Consider the following 17,870-nt stretch of genomic DNA (forward strand, 5'->3'; position numbering starts at 1 on the left):
CTAATGATACAAAGCGTGTATTATAGCACACAAATTTTAAAAAGTCATTTTAAAACAACTGTTAATGCCAAGTGGCATAAAAAAACAAATGCTCTCAATCCATGGTCAGGCAGGATTAGAAGCTGTATCTGACAGCGATTTTGGCACCATGCTCATCAACTTTAGTATTTTGTAACTTACCCAAATAATTATATTGAACACTGCCATCAATCACCCATTTTGGGTTCACCTCATAAGAAGCACCCGCCACCACCCCAAGACCTGCTTGAGTTTTCTTTTGAGCGGTAGATGCATAATAAACACTGCTACCAATGGTCGTTCTGTGCTTGGCATCCAAGTTCATTTTATTCACACCCAAGCGAGCGCCCACATAAGGAGTGAACTGTGCAACTGGAGTAAAATCATAAAACGCAGACACGCCCACAGATTGTGTTTTTAGTTTACGCTTTGAATAGTCTGTCGCAACATCAAAGCCTTTTTGTTCATGCTCAACCTCACCAAAATTCGTGTAATCTAGTGCATAGCGACCCGCATTGAGTTTACCGCCCACAGCCACAGAAAATGCCTTATCAGAATCTTTAAGATTGACATCTGCTTGAGATTCTTTGGCATTAGTTGTTGACAACCCCAAAGAAGCCTGCACATAGGGGTGATTGATTTTAGCATTAGCAACAACAGACAGACTTGCAATGAATAGTGCTGGGAATAGCTTTCTCATAATCAGTACCTTAGATTCTATCATTGATCATATGTCGATCAACTCATCAAATAAAAATGAACGAACTCACATAAAAATAAAAAAGCCAAGCAGCTTGGCTTTTTTAAGGGTGTCTTAGCCTTTTTTTGATTAACGGCAATAAACCGTTGAAGTCTTTGGAGAGTAGATGCCTAAGGTTACGATAGATAGTAACAAATCTTTTGGCTCATCCTTACTTTGTACAGAAGCAACTTTATCAGCACCACCACACACCTTAGCAGCATCTATGGTTTTTTCTTGGGCGATGCCACCAATAAAGAAGCTTTGAGATTGGCTATAAGCTGGGGTGGTTTTATTAGTATCACGAATGAGAGCAGTTTGGGCTGCGCAGCCTGACAAAATGGTCGCTAGGCTTAGTAATCCAACAGTGGCTAACTTTTTCATACATCGATTCCTGTCTAGAATTATTTGCAATAAACTTTAATTTGAAGAGGTGTGTAAATGCCAGAAGAAAGTGTTCCCAAAAGACCGTTGATGAAGCTTTTTTGAGTTTCAATACGAGTAACATTTTCTGCACCATTGCAAACCTTACTGGCATCAACACTTTGCTCTTGAGCCAAGCCACTAACGAAGAATGTCTGTGCCTTGTCATAAGTCGGTTGTGCGCTGGTGTCTTTTGGTGCAAGCAGATAAGTTTGGGTTGCACAGCCAGTACTTAAAGCAGCCAGCATGGCCACAAGAAATGCTTTTTTCATAACATTAATCCTAAATAAAAATAAATGCAAAATTTATTTTAACAAAAAATCAACGAATAGGCAATGACAACTCACTTAACAACAAATAGGTTTTTAGGTTTTGACTTTTCCGTCTGGATTGTCATCAAATTGTTTTTTTTGTGAATCATGGCAGCATCAAAATCAAGCACCTAGGTATGAATCAACCACCCTTCCCACCACGATGATTGCAGGGGCTGGCAAACCTTCAATTGCTTGTTTTTCTACAATATTACTTAAATCCCCCACCAATACTTTTTGAGTTGGTAGGCTGGCGTGCGAAATGATCGCCACAGGCATATCACTTGGTAACTCCGTTGTCAAACTTGCCACAACCTTGTCAAGGGCGTGCAATCCCATATAAAACACCAGCGTTTCATCGGCTTGATAGGTGCTTTTTAGACCATCAAAACTCTTACCCATTTGATAGCACCCTGTCAAAAATCGCACGCTGGTCGCCACGCCACGATGTGTCAAAGGAATGCCTGCACCACTTGCCCCTGCCAGGCTTGCACTGATGCCAGGCACGACTTGATATGGCACGCCTGCGACTTGGCACGCCTGCATTTCTTCGCCACCACGCCCAAAAATAAAAGGATCTCCGCCTTTTAGGCGCAATGCTCTTTTGCCTTGCTTTGCCAAATCCACCAGCAGCTGATTGATGTCAGATTGACTTTTGGCGTGGCACGAGCGTTTTTTACCCACAAAAATTCTATCAATATCACGCCGACACAAATCCAAAATCTCATCAGGCACCAACGCATCATACAACACCACATCGGCTTGCTGCATCAATCTTAATGCCTTGAAAGTCAGCAAATCAGCCGAACCTGCCCCCGCTCCAACAATATACACTTCGCCCTGATGATGGCTGGCTTTTTCAAAGTTGGCTAATTGAGCGTGTAATTCTTCAAGATTGATGTTTTGAGCATCAGCAAACACGCCTACACCATTTAAATTTTCGCCAAAGATTTTTTCCCAAAACTTGCGTCTGGCATTGACATTAGGCAGGCGTTTTTTAATCGTGTCTCTAAATTCGCCTGCCATTTTTGCCAACACACCGATATTAGTAGGCAACAGCGTTTCTATTTTGGCACGGATAAGGCGTGCCAATACAGGGGAATTGCCATTTGATGAAATACCCACCGTAATTGGATTTCTATCCACAATCGCAGGAAAAATAAAATCACACAATGCTGGCGTATCCACCACATTCACCGCCAGATGAATTTTTTTGCAATCGTAGTAGATTTGGCGGTTTAACTGATTGTCATCAGTGGCAACAACACAAAAGGCAAAATCAGCATTTAAATCGGTTTTGTCATAAGATTTCATCATCAGCCGATGATTGCTATCTGCTAGCCCATCATTGTTTAATAAGACCTTTAAATCATTGTGAATATTTTTGGCAATGACCGTAATGTTCGCCCCTGCCGATTTTATCAAGCCAGCTTTACGAATGGCAACTTCGCCACCACCGATGATTAGCACAGAGCGATTTTGTAAATTAAAAAATAATGGCAAGGTGTTCATCTGACTTCCCTATTGAAACATTGGCAAAGCCTTTGCCGACTGTCCAAAATGCCCACTCTTTAAATCACTGAGGGTTTTTAAAAGCGTGTCTAACTGTTCATCTTTGACAAAAAATCCTGTCGCCCCTGATTTAAGATAATAATTGGCTTGGTCTAAGCCATAGTTACCCAAAAGATAAATTTCTTTATCAAAACCTTTATTTATTAAATAACGAATCAGGCTAAATGTCCGTCCATCTTTAAAATCTTTGACAAAAAACACTGCTTTATCAATCGGTTTTTTGAGCAGTTCATCAATCTCATCTGTCGTGTTATCGGCTGTCAGTAAGATGTTTTTGGTGCGACTGGCAAGCTTATCAAATTCATCTAATAATGCCAAATCAAGGGTGTCTTCTGCGTGTTCATTTGCCAAAAACTGCGTCATCAGACTTTCTGCCAACTCATCAAGCTTGTTGGTTAATAAAGACAGATTGACGATTTCTTGCTTGATTTTTTGATTTTTAAATTCAACCAAATACATTGTCATTACTCCAATCAACCATAAACCGCCGTTTTAAACGGTTCAATGCCCACACGACTCACAAAATCGCCAAAGCATTCAACCTCATCGGCATTTTCTCGACGACCTGCTTTATAAACTTGGGCAATGGTCAAAATGGTATTAGCGACTTCATCAGCAGGCACGGCTCTTCCTAAGATTTTCCCAAGTTTTGCGTCTGCTCCACCATTACCACCAAGACTGATTTGATACCAATGCTCGCCTTTTTTGTCCACGCCCAAAATGCCAATATCGCCAATATGATGATGCGCACAAGCATTCATACAGCCCGACATATTCAGACGAATATCACCCAAGTCATATAAATAATCCAGATCGTCAAAGGCTTGTTCAATATTTTCGGCAATATTATGCGTCGTGGCATTTGCCAAAGAACAATAGTCAAAGCCAGGGCAAACAATCATATCGGTGAGTGTGCCAATGTTTGGGCGTGCCAAATTCAATTCATTTAAAGCCTTCCACAACGCATACAAATCGCCAAACTTAATGTCGGATAAAATCACATTTTGCTGATGGGTAACACGAACTTCGCCAAAGCTGTATTTGTCCGCCAAATCCGCCAAGGCATTCATCTGTGAGCTTGTCATATCGCCAGACGGTACAAATTTTTCCGTGCCGTCTTTATGTTTAATTAAGCCTGCTTTTAAAGAAATCACAACCGCACGATAGCCGTTAACTTTATGACCAACCGTATTATGCTCATACCAATTTTTAAAATCCTGATCGTCATTTAATTGAGAGTTTAATTTGTCGGTTGCACTTAATAGATCCAAGCGTTCATAATCAGGCGATGTAAAATGACGCTGTGCCTTATCAAAATTATCGTCGGATAGGGTCAGTTCGCCATCCTTACTAAACTGCCATTCATTTTCCACCTTTTGGGCAAATTCTTTTACCCCTAAGCTTTCTACCAAAATTTTAATGCGAGCTTTATATTTATTATCTCGCCTGCCTTCTAGATTATAGACACGCAAAATCGCATCCAAATAGCTTAACAAATGACGGCGTGGCAAAAACTCTTTAATCACTTTACCGATAATGGGCGTGCGTCCAAGCCCACCTCCGACAATCACCTCAAAGCCAAGCTCATCATTTTGTCGAACCAAATGCAATCCGATGTCGTGTAGCTGACTTGCGGCTCGGTCGGCTTTTGAGCCAATCACCGCAATTTTAAATTTGCGTGGCAAATAGGCAAATTCTGGATGAAAAGTACTCCATTGGCGAATGATTTCACAATAAGGGCGTGGGTCGGCGATTTCGTCAGGGCTTATTCCTGCAAAAGGATCGGTGGTGGTGTTTCTGATGCAATTACCCGATGTCTGAGTGGCGTGCATTTGATTGTCTGCCAATAATTGCAAAATGTCAGGCACTTGTTCCAAATTAACCCAGTTAAACTGAATGTTGGTACGAGTGGTAAAATGCCCATAACCTTGATCAAATTCATCAGCAACTTTTGCCAGCGTGCGTAATTGATGACTTGCCATCAGCCCATAAGGAATGGCGACACGCAGCATTGGTGCGTGGCGTTGAATATACAACCCATTTTGTAGGCGGATGGGTAAAAATTCTTCTTCTGACAACTCACCTGCCAAGAATCGCTGGGTTTGATGACGGTATTGAGCAACTCGTTCATTCACCAAAGTTTGGTCGGCGTAAGAATATTGATACATTTGGCTGATCCTATGTGGCTAATGCACCAATATGATAGTCGCTCTTAAATGATTTATTAAATGCCAATTCACAGTTTTATTATTACTAATTGGAATATCCAATGATGATAAATATAACATTTATTCAAATATAGAATATCAAAATCCTAAAAAACAGCTTTATATTGCCAAACAATATCTGCTTTAATAAATCCAAAGCCATTCATTTTGGACAAACATATGAACATCACACCCCTTAAATCTACCATCGGTGCAATCATCTCTGACATAGACCTAAACCAGTTGACCGATGATGATCGACACACGATTAAAAAAGCTCTTTTAAGTCATCAAGTGCTATTTTTTAAAGATCAGCGTCTAACCACTCAAGCACAAGTGGCGATCGCTCGCATTTTTGGCGAGTTGCACATTCACCCTGTATTTCCGACCGTCCCCGATGTGCCAGAAATCATTGTGCTTGATAGCCATCAGACCAACCTCAAAGATAATGAGCTTTGGCATACCGATGTTACTTTTAGTAAAACTCCGCCGCTTGGCTGTGTGCTACGAGCGGTTAAAATTCCACCTACAGGAGGCGATACGCTATGGGCAAGCCAAACATCAGCATTTGATGCTCTTGACGATGACATCAAAAATTTGCTTCGTGGCAAGACCGCCACTCACGACATTCGCCTGTCGTTTCCGCCAGAACGCTTTGGGCAAAGCCAAGCAGACGATGAAAAATTACAAAAAGCCATCGCAGACAACCCACCCATCAGCCACCCTGTGGTGCGTACCCACCCTGAAACAGGCAAAGAGATTTTGTTTGTTACGGAAGGTTTTGCCAGCCATATTGACGGGCTTGATGAGCAGACGAGTCGTGAACTTTTGGACAGGTTATTCGCTCATAGCATCCAAGACGATTTTGTCATTCGCCACAAGTGGTGTGAAGGCGATGTGGTGATTTGGGATAATCGCTCCACCCAGCACAAAGCACTGTTTGATTACGGCGACAATCATCGGATTATGCACCGTGCCACAGTGGTGGGCGATGTGCCGTTTTATGACCAACAACATCAAAAGAAAGTCGTATAAAAGTAACGGAATTTAAAATGAAAGCCAACCATCAAGGCAAATTGTAATTCATTCAACAAAAGCAATGGTCAAAATCCAACCTGTTTTTTCGATAATGTTAAATTCATCCATTCAAAAACCCACCAATCCATACAAACCCTTCTAAAAAAATTGGGGTTGGTGGTTTTTATTTACCAAAAATTAAAAAGGTTAAGCCAAATGCCAGCCGACAGTTCAAAAATGCCCATTTCAACCAATAAAAAATCCACCAGACCGACAATGAAACGCCAGCTGACCGCCACCCATTTACAGCTCGTCTCGATTGGGGGTGTGATTGGGGCAGGATTTTTTTTGGGTGCAGGCAAGACGATCGCTTTGGCTGGTACCTCGGTGCTGATTGTCTATGGCATTGTGGGAGTGTTTGTATTTTTGGTGATGCGTGCGATGGGCGAGCTGCTACTTTCTGATTTGTCGTATCGCTCTTTTATTGATGTGATTTATGTATATTTGGGGAGTGGCATGGCTTTTGTGGTCGGTTGGACTTATTGGTTATGCTGGCTGATTATTGCCATTGCCAATACGGTTGCCATCACAGGGTATGTGCTTTTTTGGTATCCTGATATGCCGCTTTGGCTACCTGCTTTATTGAATATTGGTGTGATTGTATTGATTAATTTATTGTCGGTAAAATGGTTTGGCGAGGCAGAAAAATACCTAACCTTGATTAAAGTCATCACCATTGTTGCCATCATCGGCGTGGGAATATGGTTGGCGGTGGTGGGTCATACCGTCGGTGCACAAAAAGCCTCTGTTTGGCATTTATTTGATAAAGACAACTTTATGCCAATGGGACTGACTGGGTTTTTTGCCGCCTTTCAATTGGCAGTACAAGCAAATACAGGTGCTGAGCTTGTTGGAGCGGCAGCAGCCGAAACCAATAACCCTACCAAAAATCTCCCCAAAGCCATCAATCAAATTCCCATCAGAGTGGCGTTATTTTTCATCGGCTCTTTGGCAGTGATTTTAATGAACATTCCTTTGGCCAATATCCAAGTTGGCACAAGTCCATTTGTACAGTTATTTGAACTCATCGGCTTTGTGGGTGTGGCAAGCATCATTAATTTTGTGGCGATATCAGCAGCCTTATCATCTGCCAATAGCGGGCTGTATTCGTCTGCCAGAATGGTCTACGGGCTTAGCCAACAAAACAACGCACCTAAGTGCTTTGGGCAATTAAACCGCTCAGGCGTGCCTGCTTATGGCGTGGTATATTCAGCAATTTATTTGTCAATCAGTTTTGTACTATTGTATGGCACAGACAGCATCATGCAAGCCTTTACGATCATCAGCACCATTTCATCAGCATGCTTCATACTCATCTGGGCGACGATAGCTACAGCATATTTGCGTTATCGATATACTGCTCCTGACTTGCATAGCAAATCAGTGTATCAGATGCCTTTGGGCAGGTCTTTGTGTGTTTTGTGCTTACTGTTTTTTGGTGGCGTGCTATGGATTTTTTTACAAAATAATGAGACATCATTGGGAATAAAACTTGTACCCATATGGCTGGTATCACTATTCATCATTCATCATGTCAATCATAAGCACAAAAAAACAACTCATCAAAAATAATGGATGGTGCGATGTAAAATCCAGCCTCAATCAACACAACCAAGCAACCTCTTGCATGACAAATCCGATTGGCATTTTCAAGCCGTTTTTTTCAAGTAATAATCATGCCACCAAGCGAGTAGGTTGTAGCCTTGCACTTGAACTGACTTGACCAACACCCAAAAATTTATCATGATGATAAAGGCGAACTTGACAACCATCATTCATACCCAAGCATTCCATGTGATGCTTGACATTAAGTCGTTGCCCCATGCCAATGCGTACCGCCTCAACCTCATTCAACATCACGATGGGCAAATGCGTCAATAATGCGTCGATGGGTAAAAGTTTGGTAAACCGCTCATCAAAAGGCAAATTGGCAAGCTCATCAAGACTGATGGCATCATTCACATCAAAACCACCTGTCTGTGTGCGGTGCAAAGCACTCAAATGCCCAACCGTCCCAAGACGCTCAGCGATCGCCTCACCCAAAACTCTCACATAAGTACCCTTAGAGCAAATGACATTGAGGGCAATTTTGGCATCACTGACTTTATGCAACGACAAATGATGGATAAAAATCGCACGAGCCTCTCGCTCAATTTCCACCCCATCTCTGGCATACTCATACAATTTTTTACCGTCTTTTTTGAGAGCTGAATACATGGGCGGAACTTGCATCTGCTTGCCAAGTAGCTGCTTGGCAATCTCATCCAACCTCTGTTGATTAATCTTAGGAATGGGTGAGGTAATCATAGCTTGCCCATCAGCATCACCTGTGTCGGTACGAATCCCTAGGTTGATGACGGCATGATACCCCTTATCAGCTGCAAGTCCAAAGGCGGTAAACTTGGTTGCTTGACCCAAACAAATTGGCAGCAATCCTGTCGCCATTGGATCAAGCGTGCCTGTATGCCCTGCTTTTTTACTGTCAAAGTTTTCAGACATGAATAGGCGTTTTGCTTGATTCAGTGCCGTATGTGAGCTGATGCCGTTTGGTTTATTAAGTAGCAGTACGCCAGAAACGATGTGTTTTACCATTAACCATTTTCCGTATCATTCGCTTGGTTTTCACCTGTTTTTTTCATCGCTTCGTTGACCAAGTTGGTCATGTAGTTACCATGAGCGGTGATTTCATCATAGTGAAACCTTAGGCGTGGCGTGGTGCGAGTTTTCATGGTGTGGGATAACTCTGTACGCAAAAACCCTGCGGCATTTTTAAGCACTTCAAGACTTTCACGATGAGCATCAGCATTCATGCCACCATCATTAGCAGGCTCTAAAATCGTTACATACACATCAGCATAGCCCAAATCAGGACTGACTTTAACACTTGATATGGTAACAAAACCTGTTAAGCGTGGGTCGTTAATCTCATCACGAATCAATACCGACAAAGTACGCTGGATTTGATCAGCTAAGCGTTGTAGTCGTTGGTTCATAAGCTTTTCCTATCATTGTTTGAAACTGGACATGCTAAGCGTGAAGCACTCCTCCTTAGTAGCATGACTCATAGTATAGCTTATTTTGACAAATTAAACCAATGAAACCCAATTAACCGACACCACCTAAATATCAATCGCATTTTTTGACATGGCAATACACTTTCAAAAAAGCATCGGCACTCATCATTGATGCAGTTATTTTAACAAACACAAAATTTACTCAACTTTACATTGATTTACTTTGGGTCGCACAATACCAACCAACCCTCTTATCTTTTGACAAAAAAAGCCTATCATTGAACCTAAAATTGCCTATACTAGAATGTGTAGCCACAGACATGTGATTACATTCCTTACTAGTAATATGAGGATAGGGCCGCCAATCGTTCATTTGGTTGGATCAAGCCAACTTTAATAATTTAATAAAAGGAACAGATGATGAGTAAATTAGTACGCTTACACGACATTGAAACTACCAATCAAGAAGTATTGGGCGAAGGTTATTACAACCCAATCGGTAAAGATGCTTATGGCATTGGACAAGAAAAAATTGGTAAAGTAGAAGATGCCTTGGTAGAAGTAGATACTGGTAAAGTTCGCTATTTGGTTGTTGATGCAGGTGGCTGGTTCTTCTCAAAAGAAGTGCTGGTGCCAGCAGGTCTGTCTCGCATCGTTGGTAACGAAGTGTTTTTTGACAGCCTGACCAAAGACCAAGTAGAAGCAATGGAAGCTTATGATCGTGATTATGTGTACAGCTATCAAGAGCAGTACAATAAAGATCGTGCGTTCTATGCAGGTGATACCCTGCCCACAGACAGCCGTCTTGACCTAGATGAAACGCATTACACCGCACCAAACACTTTGGAGTTGCTTGAAGAACGCTTGACAGTCAACAAAGATCGCATCGTGGCTGGCATTGTCAGTTTGGGCAAGCATGTGGTAACCGAAGAGCGTCGTGTTGAAGTTGATTTGGAACAGGAACAAGCACGCATCGAACGCACTGTGGTAGATCGCCCAACAGAGCGTCGCATCGGTGATGATCTGGGCACAGACACCATCAGTGTTGAGCTGGAAGCTGAGCGTGCACAGGTAAGCAAGCAAACTTATGTTACCGAAGAAATCACTTTGGATAAGACTACCAACACTCGCACCGAAACCATTTTAGAAACCATCCAGCGTGAAGAACTCAATGTTGACGACTTGGGCAATGTGGTAGACAAAAATGGGCATGTTGTTAATTACGAAGGCATCACAGCCGATGAAGTGCGCCGTGTTCGTGGTTTGTGATTAGCACTTTGTTAACTCATCACATCATGAAAAGCCAGAGTACCACCTCTGGCTTTTTGGATGACAGACCATGAAAACAGTACTGGCATCTGGGCATGGCATCTGCCATCGAATAAGTAATTTAGTCGTAAAAAGGACATCTCATGACAACTGATCATCTCATTGATAAGCCCAACAATTACCAAACGCTTGAATTGTTAGAAGAGCGTGCTCACATTAATAAAGATCGAGTGAGTACAGGCAAGGTTGTGTTATCAAAACAAACCCGCAGTCGCACAGTCAACCTACCCATTACCTTGACTGAAGAATACTTAGTCATCACCTATAAAGAAGACAACTCACTACTTAATCACCAACCAAACAACAACGATGCGTCAATTAATGTCATTGACAATACAACCAACTCACATACTCAAATCAGCATCAATAATCAAATGCACTCACTAACGCTGGACACACCAGTCGAAATCCTACTGTCTCGTGAAACCGCCATCGTAACCAAAAGCACACACAGCATTGAAGAGGTTAGACTTGATACCAAAACCATCAGCAAAGAACACATCTTTACCACCGAACTCAAAAAAGAAGTGCTGGACATTAAAGGTGATGAGGCACTCATCGCCAAAGAAACACCATCACCCAATGAAAAATAACGGTGCAAGCTTGGTATCCATTGGCGATGTGTTCGCATGATTAAAAACCCCCTAATGTAACTTAGGGGGTTTTTATCACAGTTCTCTCTTGATTTCGTGAATCTCAAAGACCTCAATCTTATCACCCACTGCCACTTCATAGCCTTTGACAGCCAGACCACATTCCATGCCAGCCTTGACCTCATTGACATCGTCTTTATAGCGACGCAATGATTGGAGTTGACCTGTAAAGATGACTTTATCATCACGCAATACACGAATTGGTTTATTACGATGAATGACGCCTTCTTGAACCATACAGCCTGCAGCCGCACCAAATTTACTTGAGCGGAATACTTCACGCACTTCTGCGATGCCTAAAATTTGCTCACGATGCTCAGGTGCCAGCATGCCACTCATTGCCGCTTTCACATCATCGATCAGACCATAAATGACGCTATAATAACGGATATCCAGACCTGCCGCATCTGCCTTACGCTTGCCTGCCGTATCAGCACGCACATTAAATCCAAGCAATACCGCCTCACTCGACTCCGCTAAGATGACATCGGACTCGGTAATGGCACCCACGCCCGAGCTGATGACACGCACCTTAACCTCATCGGTTGACAGTTCATCTAAGGCATTGAGTAATGCTTCTAATGAACCACGCACATCAGTCTTTAAGATGATATTCAAGGTTGCAATTTCACTACCCATGCTTTCAAAAAGCGTGTCTAAACGCATTTTATTTTGACGCTCTAAAATACGCTCACGCTCACGAGCAGCACGGAAATCTGCCACTTCACGGGCTTTTTTCTCATCTGATACCACCAAAAACTCACTGCCTGCCATCGGTGCATCAGGCAAACCCAGAATTTCCACAGGAATTGAAGGCCCTGCCGTCTTAATGCGTTGACCATTCTCATCTGTCATCGCACGCACCTTGCCATAAAACTCACCTGCCAAGACCAGATCGCCTTGATTTAGCGTACCTTTTTTAACCAATAAGCTGGCAACCGCACCTCGACCTTTATCAATGCGAGCCTCAATCACCACACCCTGTGCAGCACCGTCAACAGGAGCCTCAAGTTCCATGATTTCTGCTTGAATACTGATGGTTTCTAGCAACTCATCAATACCCATGCCCGTCTTAGCAGAAACTTGCACCATTGGCACATCTCCGCCCCACGCCTCTGGCACCACTTCTTTGACTGCCAATTCGTTAATCACACGGTCTGGATCGGCGGTGTCTTTATCCATTTTGTTAATAGCAACAATCAAAGGCGTACCAGCGGCACGAGCATGGTCGATCGCTTCTGCAGTCTGCGGCATCATGCCATCATCTGCCGCCACAACCAGCACGACAATGTCTGTTGCCTGAGCACCACGAGAACGCATTGCGGTAAATGCGGCATGCCCTGGAGTATCCAAGAAAGTAATCACGCCGCGGTCCGTTGTTACATGATACGCACCAATATGCTGAGTAATACCGCCAGCTTCGCCACTGGCAACCTTCGATTCACGAATCTTATCAAGCAGTGATGTCTTACCATGATCGACATGCCCCATGATGGTTACCACAGGTGGCCTGGCTTGAACATTGCCTGATTTTTCATCAACAGATTCTTGCAGGTCATCTTCAAGCTTGGTATCTGATACCAAGACTAAGTTATGCCCAAATTCCTCAACCACCAAAGACGCTGTATCTTGATCAATATGATCTGATTCACGCACCATCTCTCCCATCTTCATGAGAGATTTAATCACCTCGCGCACCTTCACCGCCATCTTTTGGGCAAGATCAGACACAACGATGGATTTACCCACCTCAACATTGTAGATGATTTTTTCAACAGGCACTTCAAATTTATGCTTGTTCGCCTGTGATGATTTTAGACCGCGCTGCTTTGGACGAATCTCAAGCTCTTCTTTACCTTTCTTTTTACCGCTTTTACTGCGACTTGAATTGTTGCTGGCACCACGCTTAATCTCACGGCGTTCTTTTTCAAATGACTCTTCTAGTGCAGCACCCACCAGACCCTTAGCCAAAGGCTCATCTTTACGGACAATCGTGCTGAGCATCTCGTCTTTTTCGTTATAACGACTGGCCATTTGTTTCATCTGCTCTAAAGTGCGTTTTTGTGCTTCTTCGGCAGCTTTTCGACGATTTTGAGCCTCCAATTGACGCAACTTCTCCTCTTCAGCCTCGCGTGCCAACCGCACTTCTTTAGCCTGTGCCGTCTCGACTTTTGCAGGTTTCGCCCCAGACTTTTTGTTTTTATCTGCTTTCGTAGCTGCCTTATTTTCGTTCAAACTAGCATCTTTTTTGGTCTTTTTGACAACCACGGACGCACTGGCAGACTCAGCCTTGACCTCACCTGCACTATGAGCACGCATCGCTGCCAAAGTCGCTTCTTGGCGTTCAGCAGCCTCTTTTTTACTGCGTTCAGCCGCTTGTTTTTTTTCAAGCTCTTTTAAACGAGCTTCTTCGGCAGCTTTTGCTTGAGCAGCAACCTCTTCGGCAATTTTATTGGCATCAGGCTTATCAAAAGTGAGCTTTCTAGTTTTGACCACATTAACCGCTTTTGATTTACCTGATGTGCCAGTAACCTTCGCCGTGGAAGTTGTCTTTGACTTGATGCTGATGCGTTTATTTTTATCTTGGGTAGAATCTACCATAATTTTCACCTAATTTTTTGGTCAGGGCAAACACAAGCCCTTTTGTCTGTTGCCTGCCGAATCCCAAAAAATAGGTCGGCAAGCGTTATTTAAATGTACCCATCACCAGGCACTCATATTGTCAGCACACATGATCATTCAAACCATGATTGGCGTGCATTCATGATCAATTGACCTGCCAACTTAGCATTCAGACCCTCAATATCTTCGATATCAAAAACAGCCTGCTCTGCCAAGTCATCCAAAGTGATGATGTTACGCTCAGCAAGCCTATAAGCAACTTCGCTGGACATGCCGTCTAGTGCAAGCAACTCACCACTTGGCTCTTTGATGTTTTTTTGCTTTTCCAATTCATCGGCAATGACCATTTCCTTGGCACGCTCCTGAATGGTAGCAATCACCTCATCATCCAAACCTTCGATGTCATGAAAAGTCTCCACAGGCACATAAGCAACCTCTTCAATGGTGGTAAAGCCAATCTCCACCAGAGCCTCTGCCAAGTCCCTATCTAGCTCTAAACGCTCATAAAATAGGTTGATGATCGCCTCAGACTCCGATGCTTGGCGTTCAAGGTATTCAGATTCCAACATCATATTAAGCTTATAGCCTGTCAAATCAGATGCCAAACGCACATTTTGACCCTGCGAACCAATTGCTCTTGCCAGCTGATCATTGGTTGCAAAAATAATGTCTGCCGTACGAGCATCCTCATCCAGCACCAAACTTGATACATCAGCAGGTTCTAGGGCACTGATGATGTATTGAGCAGGTTCATCACTCCAAACCACCACATCCACACGCTCGCCATCAAGCTCTTGCTGTACGGCTTGAATGCGGGTGCCACGCATACCAATACAAGCACCCACAGGGTCAATACGATGATCGTTAGTCTTGACAGAAATTTTTGCACGCAATCCTGGCAAGCGAGCAACATCACGCACCTCAATGATGCCCTCAGAAATCTCTGGCACCTCTTTGGTCATCAAGGCAACCAGCATGTCTTTATGCGTGCGAGACAACAACAGCTGAGAGCCACGACCATCACGATTCACTTGATGCAATAGTGCTGTTACGCGTGATTTTGGACGCAACATCTCACGCGGCAAAGCCTGATCTTTTGGTAAATACCCTTCAGCATTATCGCCCAAGTCAATCACATAGCCGTCACGACTTTGTTTTTTTACCTCACCACTGATCAACTCTCCCACACGCGCTTCAAAAGCATCGGCGACTAAAGCTCTTTCAGCTTCACGAATTTTTTGGATAATGACTTGCTTGGCTTGGGTAGCAGCAATACGCCCAAACTCAATGGATTCGATCTGCTCTTCTTTGATATCGCCAATTGACCATTGACTTTCATCCAAATCACTGATGGCGAGCTGGCAAGCTGGCATCTCATGATCTTCGTCTGCTACCACCGTCCAATAACGGTAGGTATCATAGTCACCTGTTTTGCGATCAATCGCCACACGAATCGCCACCTCTGGCTGTTCAGTATAGATTTTTTTCTTGGTGGATACCACCAAAGCCTGCTCAATCGCTTCAAAAATATCTTCAGGATTTAGCCCTTTTTCATTACTTACCGTCTCAACAACAGTCAAAATCTCACGGCTCATTTTCGATCCTTTGGGTTAAGGTTAGGTTGGTTGGATAATGCTTGTGTCATCAAAAACTTGTCGACATCAATCTTGATAAATCAAATTGGCTTTATCAACATTATTAAAGTCAATGTCAAATTCCAGTTTATCTTCAGTAACGATCTTCATGCCTGCATCACCCACTTCGCTCAGACGACCAGTAACTTTACGACGCTTAATATCGCCTGTACCAATAGACTGAATCAGACGCAAATTAACAACTTCTCCCACAAAAAGTGCCATTTGCTGCGGTGTGAAAAGCGGACGATCAAAACCAGGACTTGATACCTCCAAGACATATTCGCCTGCAATCGGATCATGCACATCTAGCACACCTGACACTTGATGATTGACAGCGGAACAATCGTCAATGGTGATGTGTTCACCTGCAGCACGCTGACTGGGCGTCACCTCAATATAAATTCTTAGCAAAGATTTACGCCCTTGAGGCATGAATTCAATGCCCCATAAGTCAACACCGCATGCCTCAACAGCAGGAGCAATCAATTCAGTCAATTCGGCGATTTTACTCGATGGTTTCATGTGTTCTACAATATCCTATTTAATAAAATTCGGCAAACGACAAATACAAAAAAACCCACAAAGCATCTTGGTGGGCTACAATCATCAATCAGCCTAGCCTTTTTAATTTTAAAAAAAAAGGCACCTTATTTATAACATCATAAGGATTTAAAATGTGGTAGCGGGGGCTGGATTTGAACCAACGACCTTCGGGTTATGAGCCCGACGAGCTACCAGACTGCTCCACCCCGCATCAATTTAGAGTGCCATTATAGCACGATTTTTCGGATTGTCAATAGTTTTTTTATTTTAATCATTCCTTAAATGTCATTATTTTCACACAGATGAGAATTTTTCAGTTTTTTTTTGAAAAATGCGCCAGACGCTTCATCAATAGCAATCAACCAAAACATCAAAGTTAATCACAAAAAAATCCCCAAGGTAATGCTTGGAGAGTTTCAATTTGGTGCGATCGGAGGGACTCGAACCCTCACGCCGTGAAGCACCACCCCCTCAAGATGGCGTGTCTACCAATTCCACCACGATCGCAAATCACAGTCTATTATAATGATAAATCTTAAAATATCAAGTAATTTTTATCATTAACCGTTCAAGGTGATGATTCAGTACTTTGAGTCGATGATGATTCTAAGGTGGTGGGCATCGGTGCGGTATGCATCACAGGAATGTCAAGGCGGCGTTGTTCTGCAGCCTGTTGCTGTGCATGCCATGCCAAAACCATGCTTGTTACAAAAAATATTGTTGCCAAGATTGCGGTTGCACGCGTCATAAAATTGGCAGAGCCTGCTGCACCAAATACTGTGCCTGCCGCCCCCGCACCAAAAGATGCTCCAGCATCAGCACCTTTACCATGCTGCAATAAAATGAAACCAACCATCAAAATGGCGATGATGATATGCAACGCTAATAATACTGTAAACATAATAAATAATCACTATCCAAAATGACTTAACCAGATAAGGGCAATATCAACCAAATGCTCTGGCAATAGCAGCAAAAGTCTCCGCTTTCAACGACGCACCCCCAACCAGTGCTCCGTCAACCAAATCACAGCTCGCAAATTCAGCAGCATTCTTATCATTGACACTGCCTCCGTACAAGACACCGACATTCTCAACACCCTGATTGCCAAGACGGTTTTTAATGTGGCAATGCACAGAAGCCACTTCCTTGATCGTTGGCGTAAGACCTGTGCCAATCGCCCAAACAGGCTCATAAGCGATGAGTAAATTTTGAGTATCAACTTGTAAGCCATCCAACACCGACAGCTGCCGATCTAACACAGCCAAAGTCTCGCCACTTTCGTACTCTGCTTTCGTTTCGCCAACGCACAGCACCGCCATCAAAGATGAATCCATGACTTGGGTGAGTTTTTTGACAATCAGCTCATGGGTTTCGCCATGATAAGCGCGTCTTTCAGAATGCCCAATGATGGCAAATGTCGCACCCACGCTTTTTAACTGCACTGCCGACACATCACCGGTAAACGCACCCGTACTACCAAAGGCACAAACATCCTGCCCACCCATCTTAATGGCAGAATCTGCCAATACCTCACTCACCATCGCCAGATGTATGAAGCTTGGTGCACATCCTAGATGACAAGAGGTCTCTACTGCCATTTGCTTGATGGCATTTGCCAGCGTCATAGCTTCGACGGCAGTCGCTGGATTTAGCTTCCAATTTCCGATGACATGCTTGGTCATGTTGTACTCTTTTTTTAGTTAAAGTTCGTGTTTTTAGATT

General features: G+C 43.3%; 16 protein-coding genes, 2 tRNA genes and 1 pseudogene. 4 read left to right on the top strand and 15 right to left on the bottom strand.

What is annotated here, in order from left to right; all coding sequences use genetic code 11:
- Positions 1 to 115 precede the first annotated feature (115 nt).
- The 6 genes from M2R47_RS04265 to M2R47_RS04290 form a co-directional block, all read right to left on the bottom strand.
- Positions 116 to 718, bottom strand: a complete 603-nt coding sequence (locus M2R47_RS04265) for an opacity family porin (protein ID WP_249099447.1) — start codon at positions 716 to 718, stop codon at positions 116 to 118.
- 129 nt (positions 719 to 847) lie between these two features.
- Positions 848 to 1,141: a Bor family protein gene (locus tag M2R47_RS04270; RefSeq protein ID WP_249099451.1), complete on the bottom strand. Its 294-nt coding sequence runs from the start codon at positions 1,139 to 1,141 to the stop codon at positions 848 to 850.
- Positions 1,142 to 1,161: 20 nt separating this feature from the next.
- Complete coding sequence (locus M2R47_RS04275; protein ID WP_249099453.1) at positions 1,162 to 1,452, bottom strand: Bor family protein; 291 nt, start codon at positions 1,450 to 1,452, stop codon at positions 1,162 to 1,164.
- A 162-nt stretch (positions 1,453 to 1,614) separates the two neighbouring features.
- The gene (cysG, locus tag M2R47_RS04280) at positions 1,615 to 3,003 is read right to left on the bottom strand and encodes a siroheme synthase CysG (RefSeq protein ID WP_249099456.1); all 1,389 of its coding nucleotides are present in this window, start codon (positions 3,001 to 3,003) and stop codon (positions 1,615 to 1,617) included.
- Positions 3,004 to 3,012: 9 nt separating this feature from the next.
- Positions 3,013 to 3,528 carry a DUF934 domain-containing protein gene (locus M2R47_RS04285; RefSeq protein ID WP_249099460.1) on the bottom strand — a complete coding sequence of 172 codons (516 nt, stop codon included), beginning with the start codon at positions 3,526 to 3,528 and terminating at the stop codon, positions 3,013 to 3,015.
- Positions 3,529 to 3,536: 8 nt separating this feature from the next.
- A complete protein-coding gene (locus M2R47_RS04290) occupies positions 3,537 to 5,231 on the bottom strand; it encodes a nitrite/sulfite reductase (RefSeq protein WP_249099463.1) in 1,695 nt (564 codons plus the stop codon).
- A 219-nt stretch (positions 5,232 to 5,450) separates the two neighbouring features.
- Here M2R47_RS04290 and tauD point away from each other — a divergent pair, with 219 nt between their 5' ends.
- Positions 5,451 to 6,305, top strand: a complete 855-nt coding sequence (tauD, locus tag M2R47_RS04295) for a taurine dioxygenase (RefSeq protein ID WP_249099465.1) — start codon at positions 5,451 to 5,453, stop codon at positions 6,303 to 6,305.
- A gap of 198 nt (positions 6,306 to 6,503) precedes the next feature.
- Positions 6,504 to 7,919: an amino acid permease gene (locus M2R47_RS04300; protein ID WP_249099468.1), complete on the top strand. Its 1,416-nt coding sequence runs from the start codon at positions 6,504 to 6,506 to the stop codon at positions 7,917 to 7,919.
- 102 nt (positions 7,920 to 8,021) lie between these two features.
- Here M2R47_RS04300 and truB read toward each other — a convergent pair whose 3' ends face one another.
- Together truB and M2R47_RS04310 are read right to left on the bottom strand one after the other, a co-directional pair.
- Complete coding sequence (truB, locus tag M2R47_RS04305) at positions 8,022 to 8,939, bottom strand: tRNA pseudouridine(55) synthase TruB (RefSeq protein ID WP_249099471.1); 918 nt, start codon at positions 8,937 to 8,939, stop codon at positions 8,022 to 8,024.
- Positions 8,939 to 9,340, bottom strand: a complete 402-nt coding sequence (locus M2R47_RS04310) for a ribosome-binding factor A (protein ID WP_249099474.1) — start codon at positions 9,338 to 9,340, stop codon at positions 8,939 to 8,941. The genes truB and M2R47_RS04310 overlap by 1 nt, the downstream gene beginning before the upstream one ends.
- Before the next feature lie 438 nt (positions 9,341 to 9,778).
- Here M2R47_RS04310 and M2R47_RS04315 point away from each other — a divergent pair, with 438 nt between their 5' ends.
- Both M2R47_RS04315 and M2R47_RS04320 read left to right on the top strand, forming a co-directional pair.
- Positions 9,779 to 10,630, top strand: a complete 852-nt coding sequence (locus M2R47_RS04315; RefSeq protein ID WP_249099475.1) for a DUF2382 domain-containing protein — start codon at positions 9,779 to 9,781, stop codon at positions 10,628 to 10,630.
- Between the two features lie 143 nt (positions 10,631 to 10,773).
- On the top strand, positions 10,774 to 11,283 hold the full coding sequence (locus M2R47_RS04320) for a YsnF/AvaK domain-containing protein (RefSeq protein ID WP_249099478.1): 510 nt from the start codon (positions 10,774 to 10,776) through the stop codon (positions 11,281 to 11,283).
- 75 nt (positions 11,284 to 11,358) lie between these two features.
- On the opposite strand, the pseudogene infB reads toward M2R47_RS04320, so the two are convergent.
- The 7 genes and pseudogenes from infB to tpiA all read right to left on the bottom strand — a co-directional run.
- Positions 11,359 to 13,929 (bottom strand): annotated as a pseudogene (gene infB, locus M2R47_RS04325) (translation initiation factor IF-2); the annotation flags it as partial.
- 149 nt (positions 13,930 to 14,078) lie between these two features.
- Complete coding sequence (gene nusA / locus M2R47_RS04330) at positions 14,079 to 15,560, bottom strand: transcription termination factor NusA (RefSeq protein WP_249099480.1); 1,482 nt, start codon at positions 15,558 to 15,560, stop codon at positions 14,079 to 14,081.
- A 66-nt stretch (positions 15,561 to 15,626) separates the two neighbouring features.
- Positions 15,627 to 16,124, bottom strand: a complete 498-nt coding sequence (gene rimP, locus M2R47_RS04335; RefSeq protein ID WP_249099482.1) for a ribosome maturation factor RimP — start codon at positions 16,122 to 16,124, stop codon at positions 15,627 to 15,629.
- 155 nt (positions 16,125 to 16,279) lie between these two features.
- Positions 16,280 to 16,356: transfer RNA gene (locus M2R47_RS04340), tRNA-Met, on the bottom strand.
- 211 nt (positions 16,357 to 16,567) lie between these two features.
- Positions 16,568 to 16,652, bottom strand: a tRNA-Leu gene (locus tag M2R47_RS04345).
- Positions 16,653 to 16,713: 61 nt separating this feature from the next.
- The gene (secG, locus tag M2R47_RS04350; RefSeq protein ID WP_249099485.1) at positions 16,714 to 17,046 is read right to left on the bottom strand and encodes a preprotein translocase subunit SecG; all 333 of its coding nucleotides are present in this window, start codon (positions 17,044 to 17,046) and stop codon (positions 16,714 to 16,716) included.
- A 46-nt stretch (positions 17,047 to 17,092) separates the two neighbouring features.
- Positions 17,093 to 17,830: a triose-phosphate isomerase gene (tpiA, locus tag M2R47_RS04355; RefSeq protein ID WP_249099487.1), complete on the bottom strand. Its 738-nt coding sequence runs from the start codon at positions 17,828 to 17,830 to the stop codon at positions 17,093 to 17,095.
- Positions 17,831 to 17,870: the final 40 nt, after the last annotated feature.

It is taken from the genome of Moraxella oculi, assembly GCF_023336735.1.
Lineage (GTDB): Bacteria > Pseudomonadota > Gammaproteobacteria > Pseudomonadales > Moraxellaceae > Moraxella > Moraxella oculi.

Excerpts from the sequence above, each read along its gene's own strand:
- M2R47_RS04265 (WP_249099447.1), bottom strand. The coding sequence starts at position 718 with ATGAGAAAGCTATTCCCAGCACTATTCATTGCAAGTCTGTCTGTTGTT.
- M2R47_RS04270 (WP_249099451.1), bottom strand. The coding sequence starts at position 1,141 with ATGAAAAAGTTAGCCACTGTTGGATTACTAAGCCTAGCGACCATTTTG.
- M2R47_RS04275 (WP_249099453.1), bottom strand. The coding sequence starts at position 1,452 with ATGAAAAAAGCATTTCTTGTGGCCATGCTGGCTGCTTTAAGTACTGGC.
- cysG (WP_249099456.1), bottom strand. The coding sequence starts at position 3,003 with ATGAACACCTTGCCATTATTTTTTAATTTACAAAATCGCTCTGTGCTA.
- M2R47_RS04285 (WP_249099460.1), bottom strand. The coding sequence starts at position 3,528 with ATGACAATGTATTTGGTTGAATTTAAAAATCAAAAAATCAAGCAAGAA.
- M2R47_RS04290 (WP_249099463.1), bottom strand. The coding sequence starts at position 5,231 with ATGTATCAATATTCTTACGCCGACCAAACTTTGGTGAATGAACGAGTT.
- tauD (WP_249099465.1), top strand. The coding sequence starts at position 5,451 with ATGAACATCACACCCCTTAAATCTACCATCGGTGCAATCATCTCTGAC.
- M2R47_RS04300 (WP_249099468.1), top strand. The coding sequence starts at position 6,504 with ATGCCAGCCGACAGTTCAAAAATGCCCATTTCAACCAATAAAAAATCC.
- truB (WP_249099471.1), bottom strand. The coding sequence starts at position 8,939 with ATGGTAAAACACATCGTTTCTGGCGTACTGCTACTTAATAAACCAAAC.
- M2R47_RS04310 (WP_249099474.1), bottom strand. The coding sequence starts at position 9,340 with ATGAACCAACGACTACAACGCTTAGCTGATCAAATCCAGCGTACTTTG.
- M2R47_RS04315 (WP_249099475.1), top strand. The coding sequence starts at position 9,779 with ATGATGAGTAAATTAGTACGCTTACACGACATTGAAACTACCAATCAA.
- M2R47_RS04320 (WP_249099478.1), top strand. The coding sequence starts at position 10,774 with ATGACAACTGATCATCTCATTGATAAGCCCAACAATTACCAAACGCTT.
- nusA (WP_249099480.1), bottom strand. The coding sequence starts at position 15,560 with ATGAGCCGTGAGATTTTGACTGTTGTTGAGACGGTAAGTAATGAAAAA.
- rimP (WP_249099482.1), bottom strand. The coding sequence starts at position 16,124 with ATGAAACCATCGAGTAAAATCGCCGAATTGACTGAATTGATTGCTCCT.
- secG (WP_249099485.1), bottom strand. The coding sequence starts at position 17,046 with ATGTTTACAGTATTATTAGCGTTGCATATCATCATCGCCATTTTGATG.
- tpiA (WP_249099487.1), bottom strand. The coding sequence starts at position 17,830 with ATGACCAAGCATGTCATCGGAAATTGGAAGCTAAATCCAGCGACTGCC.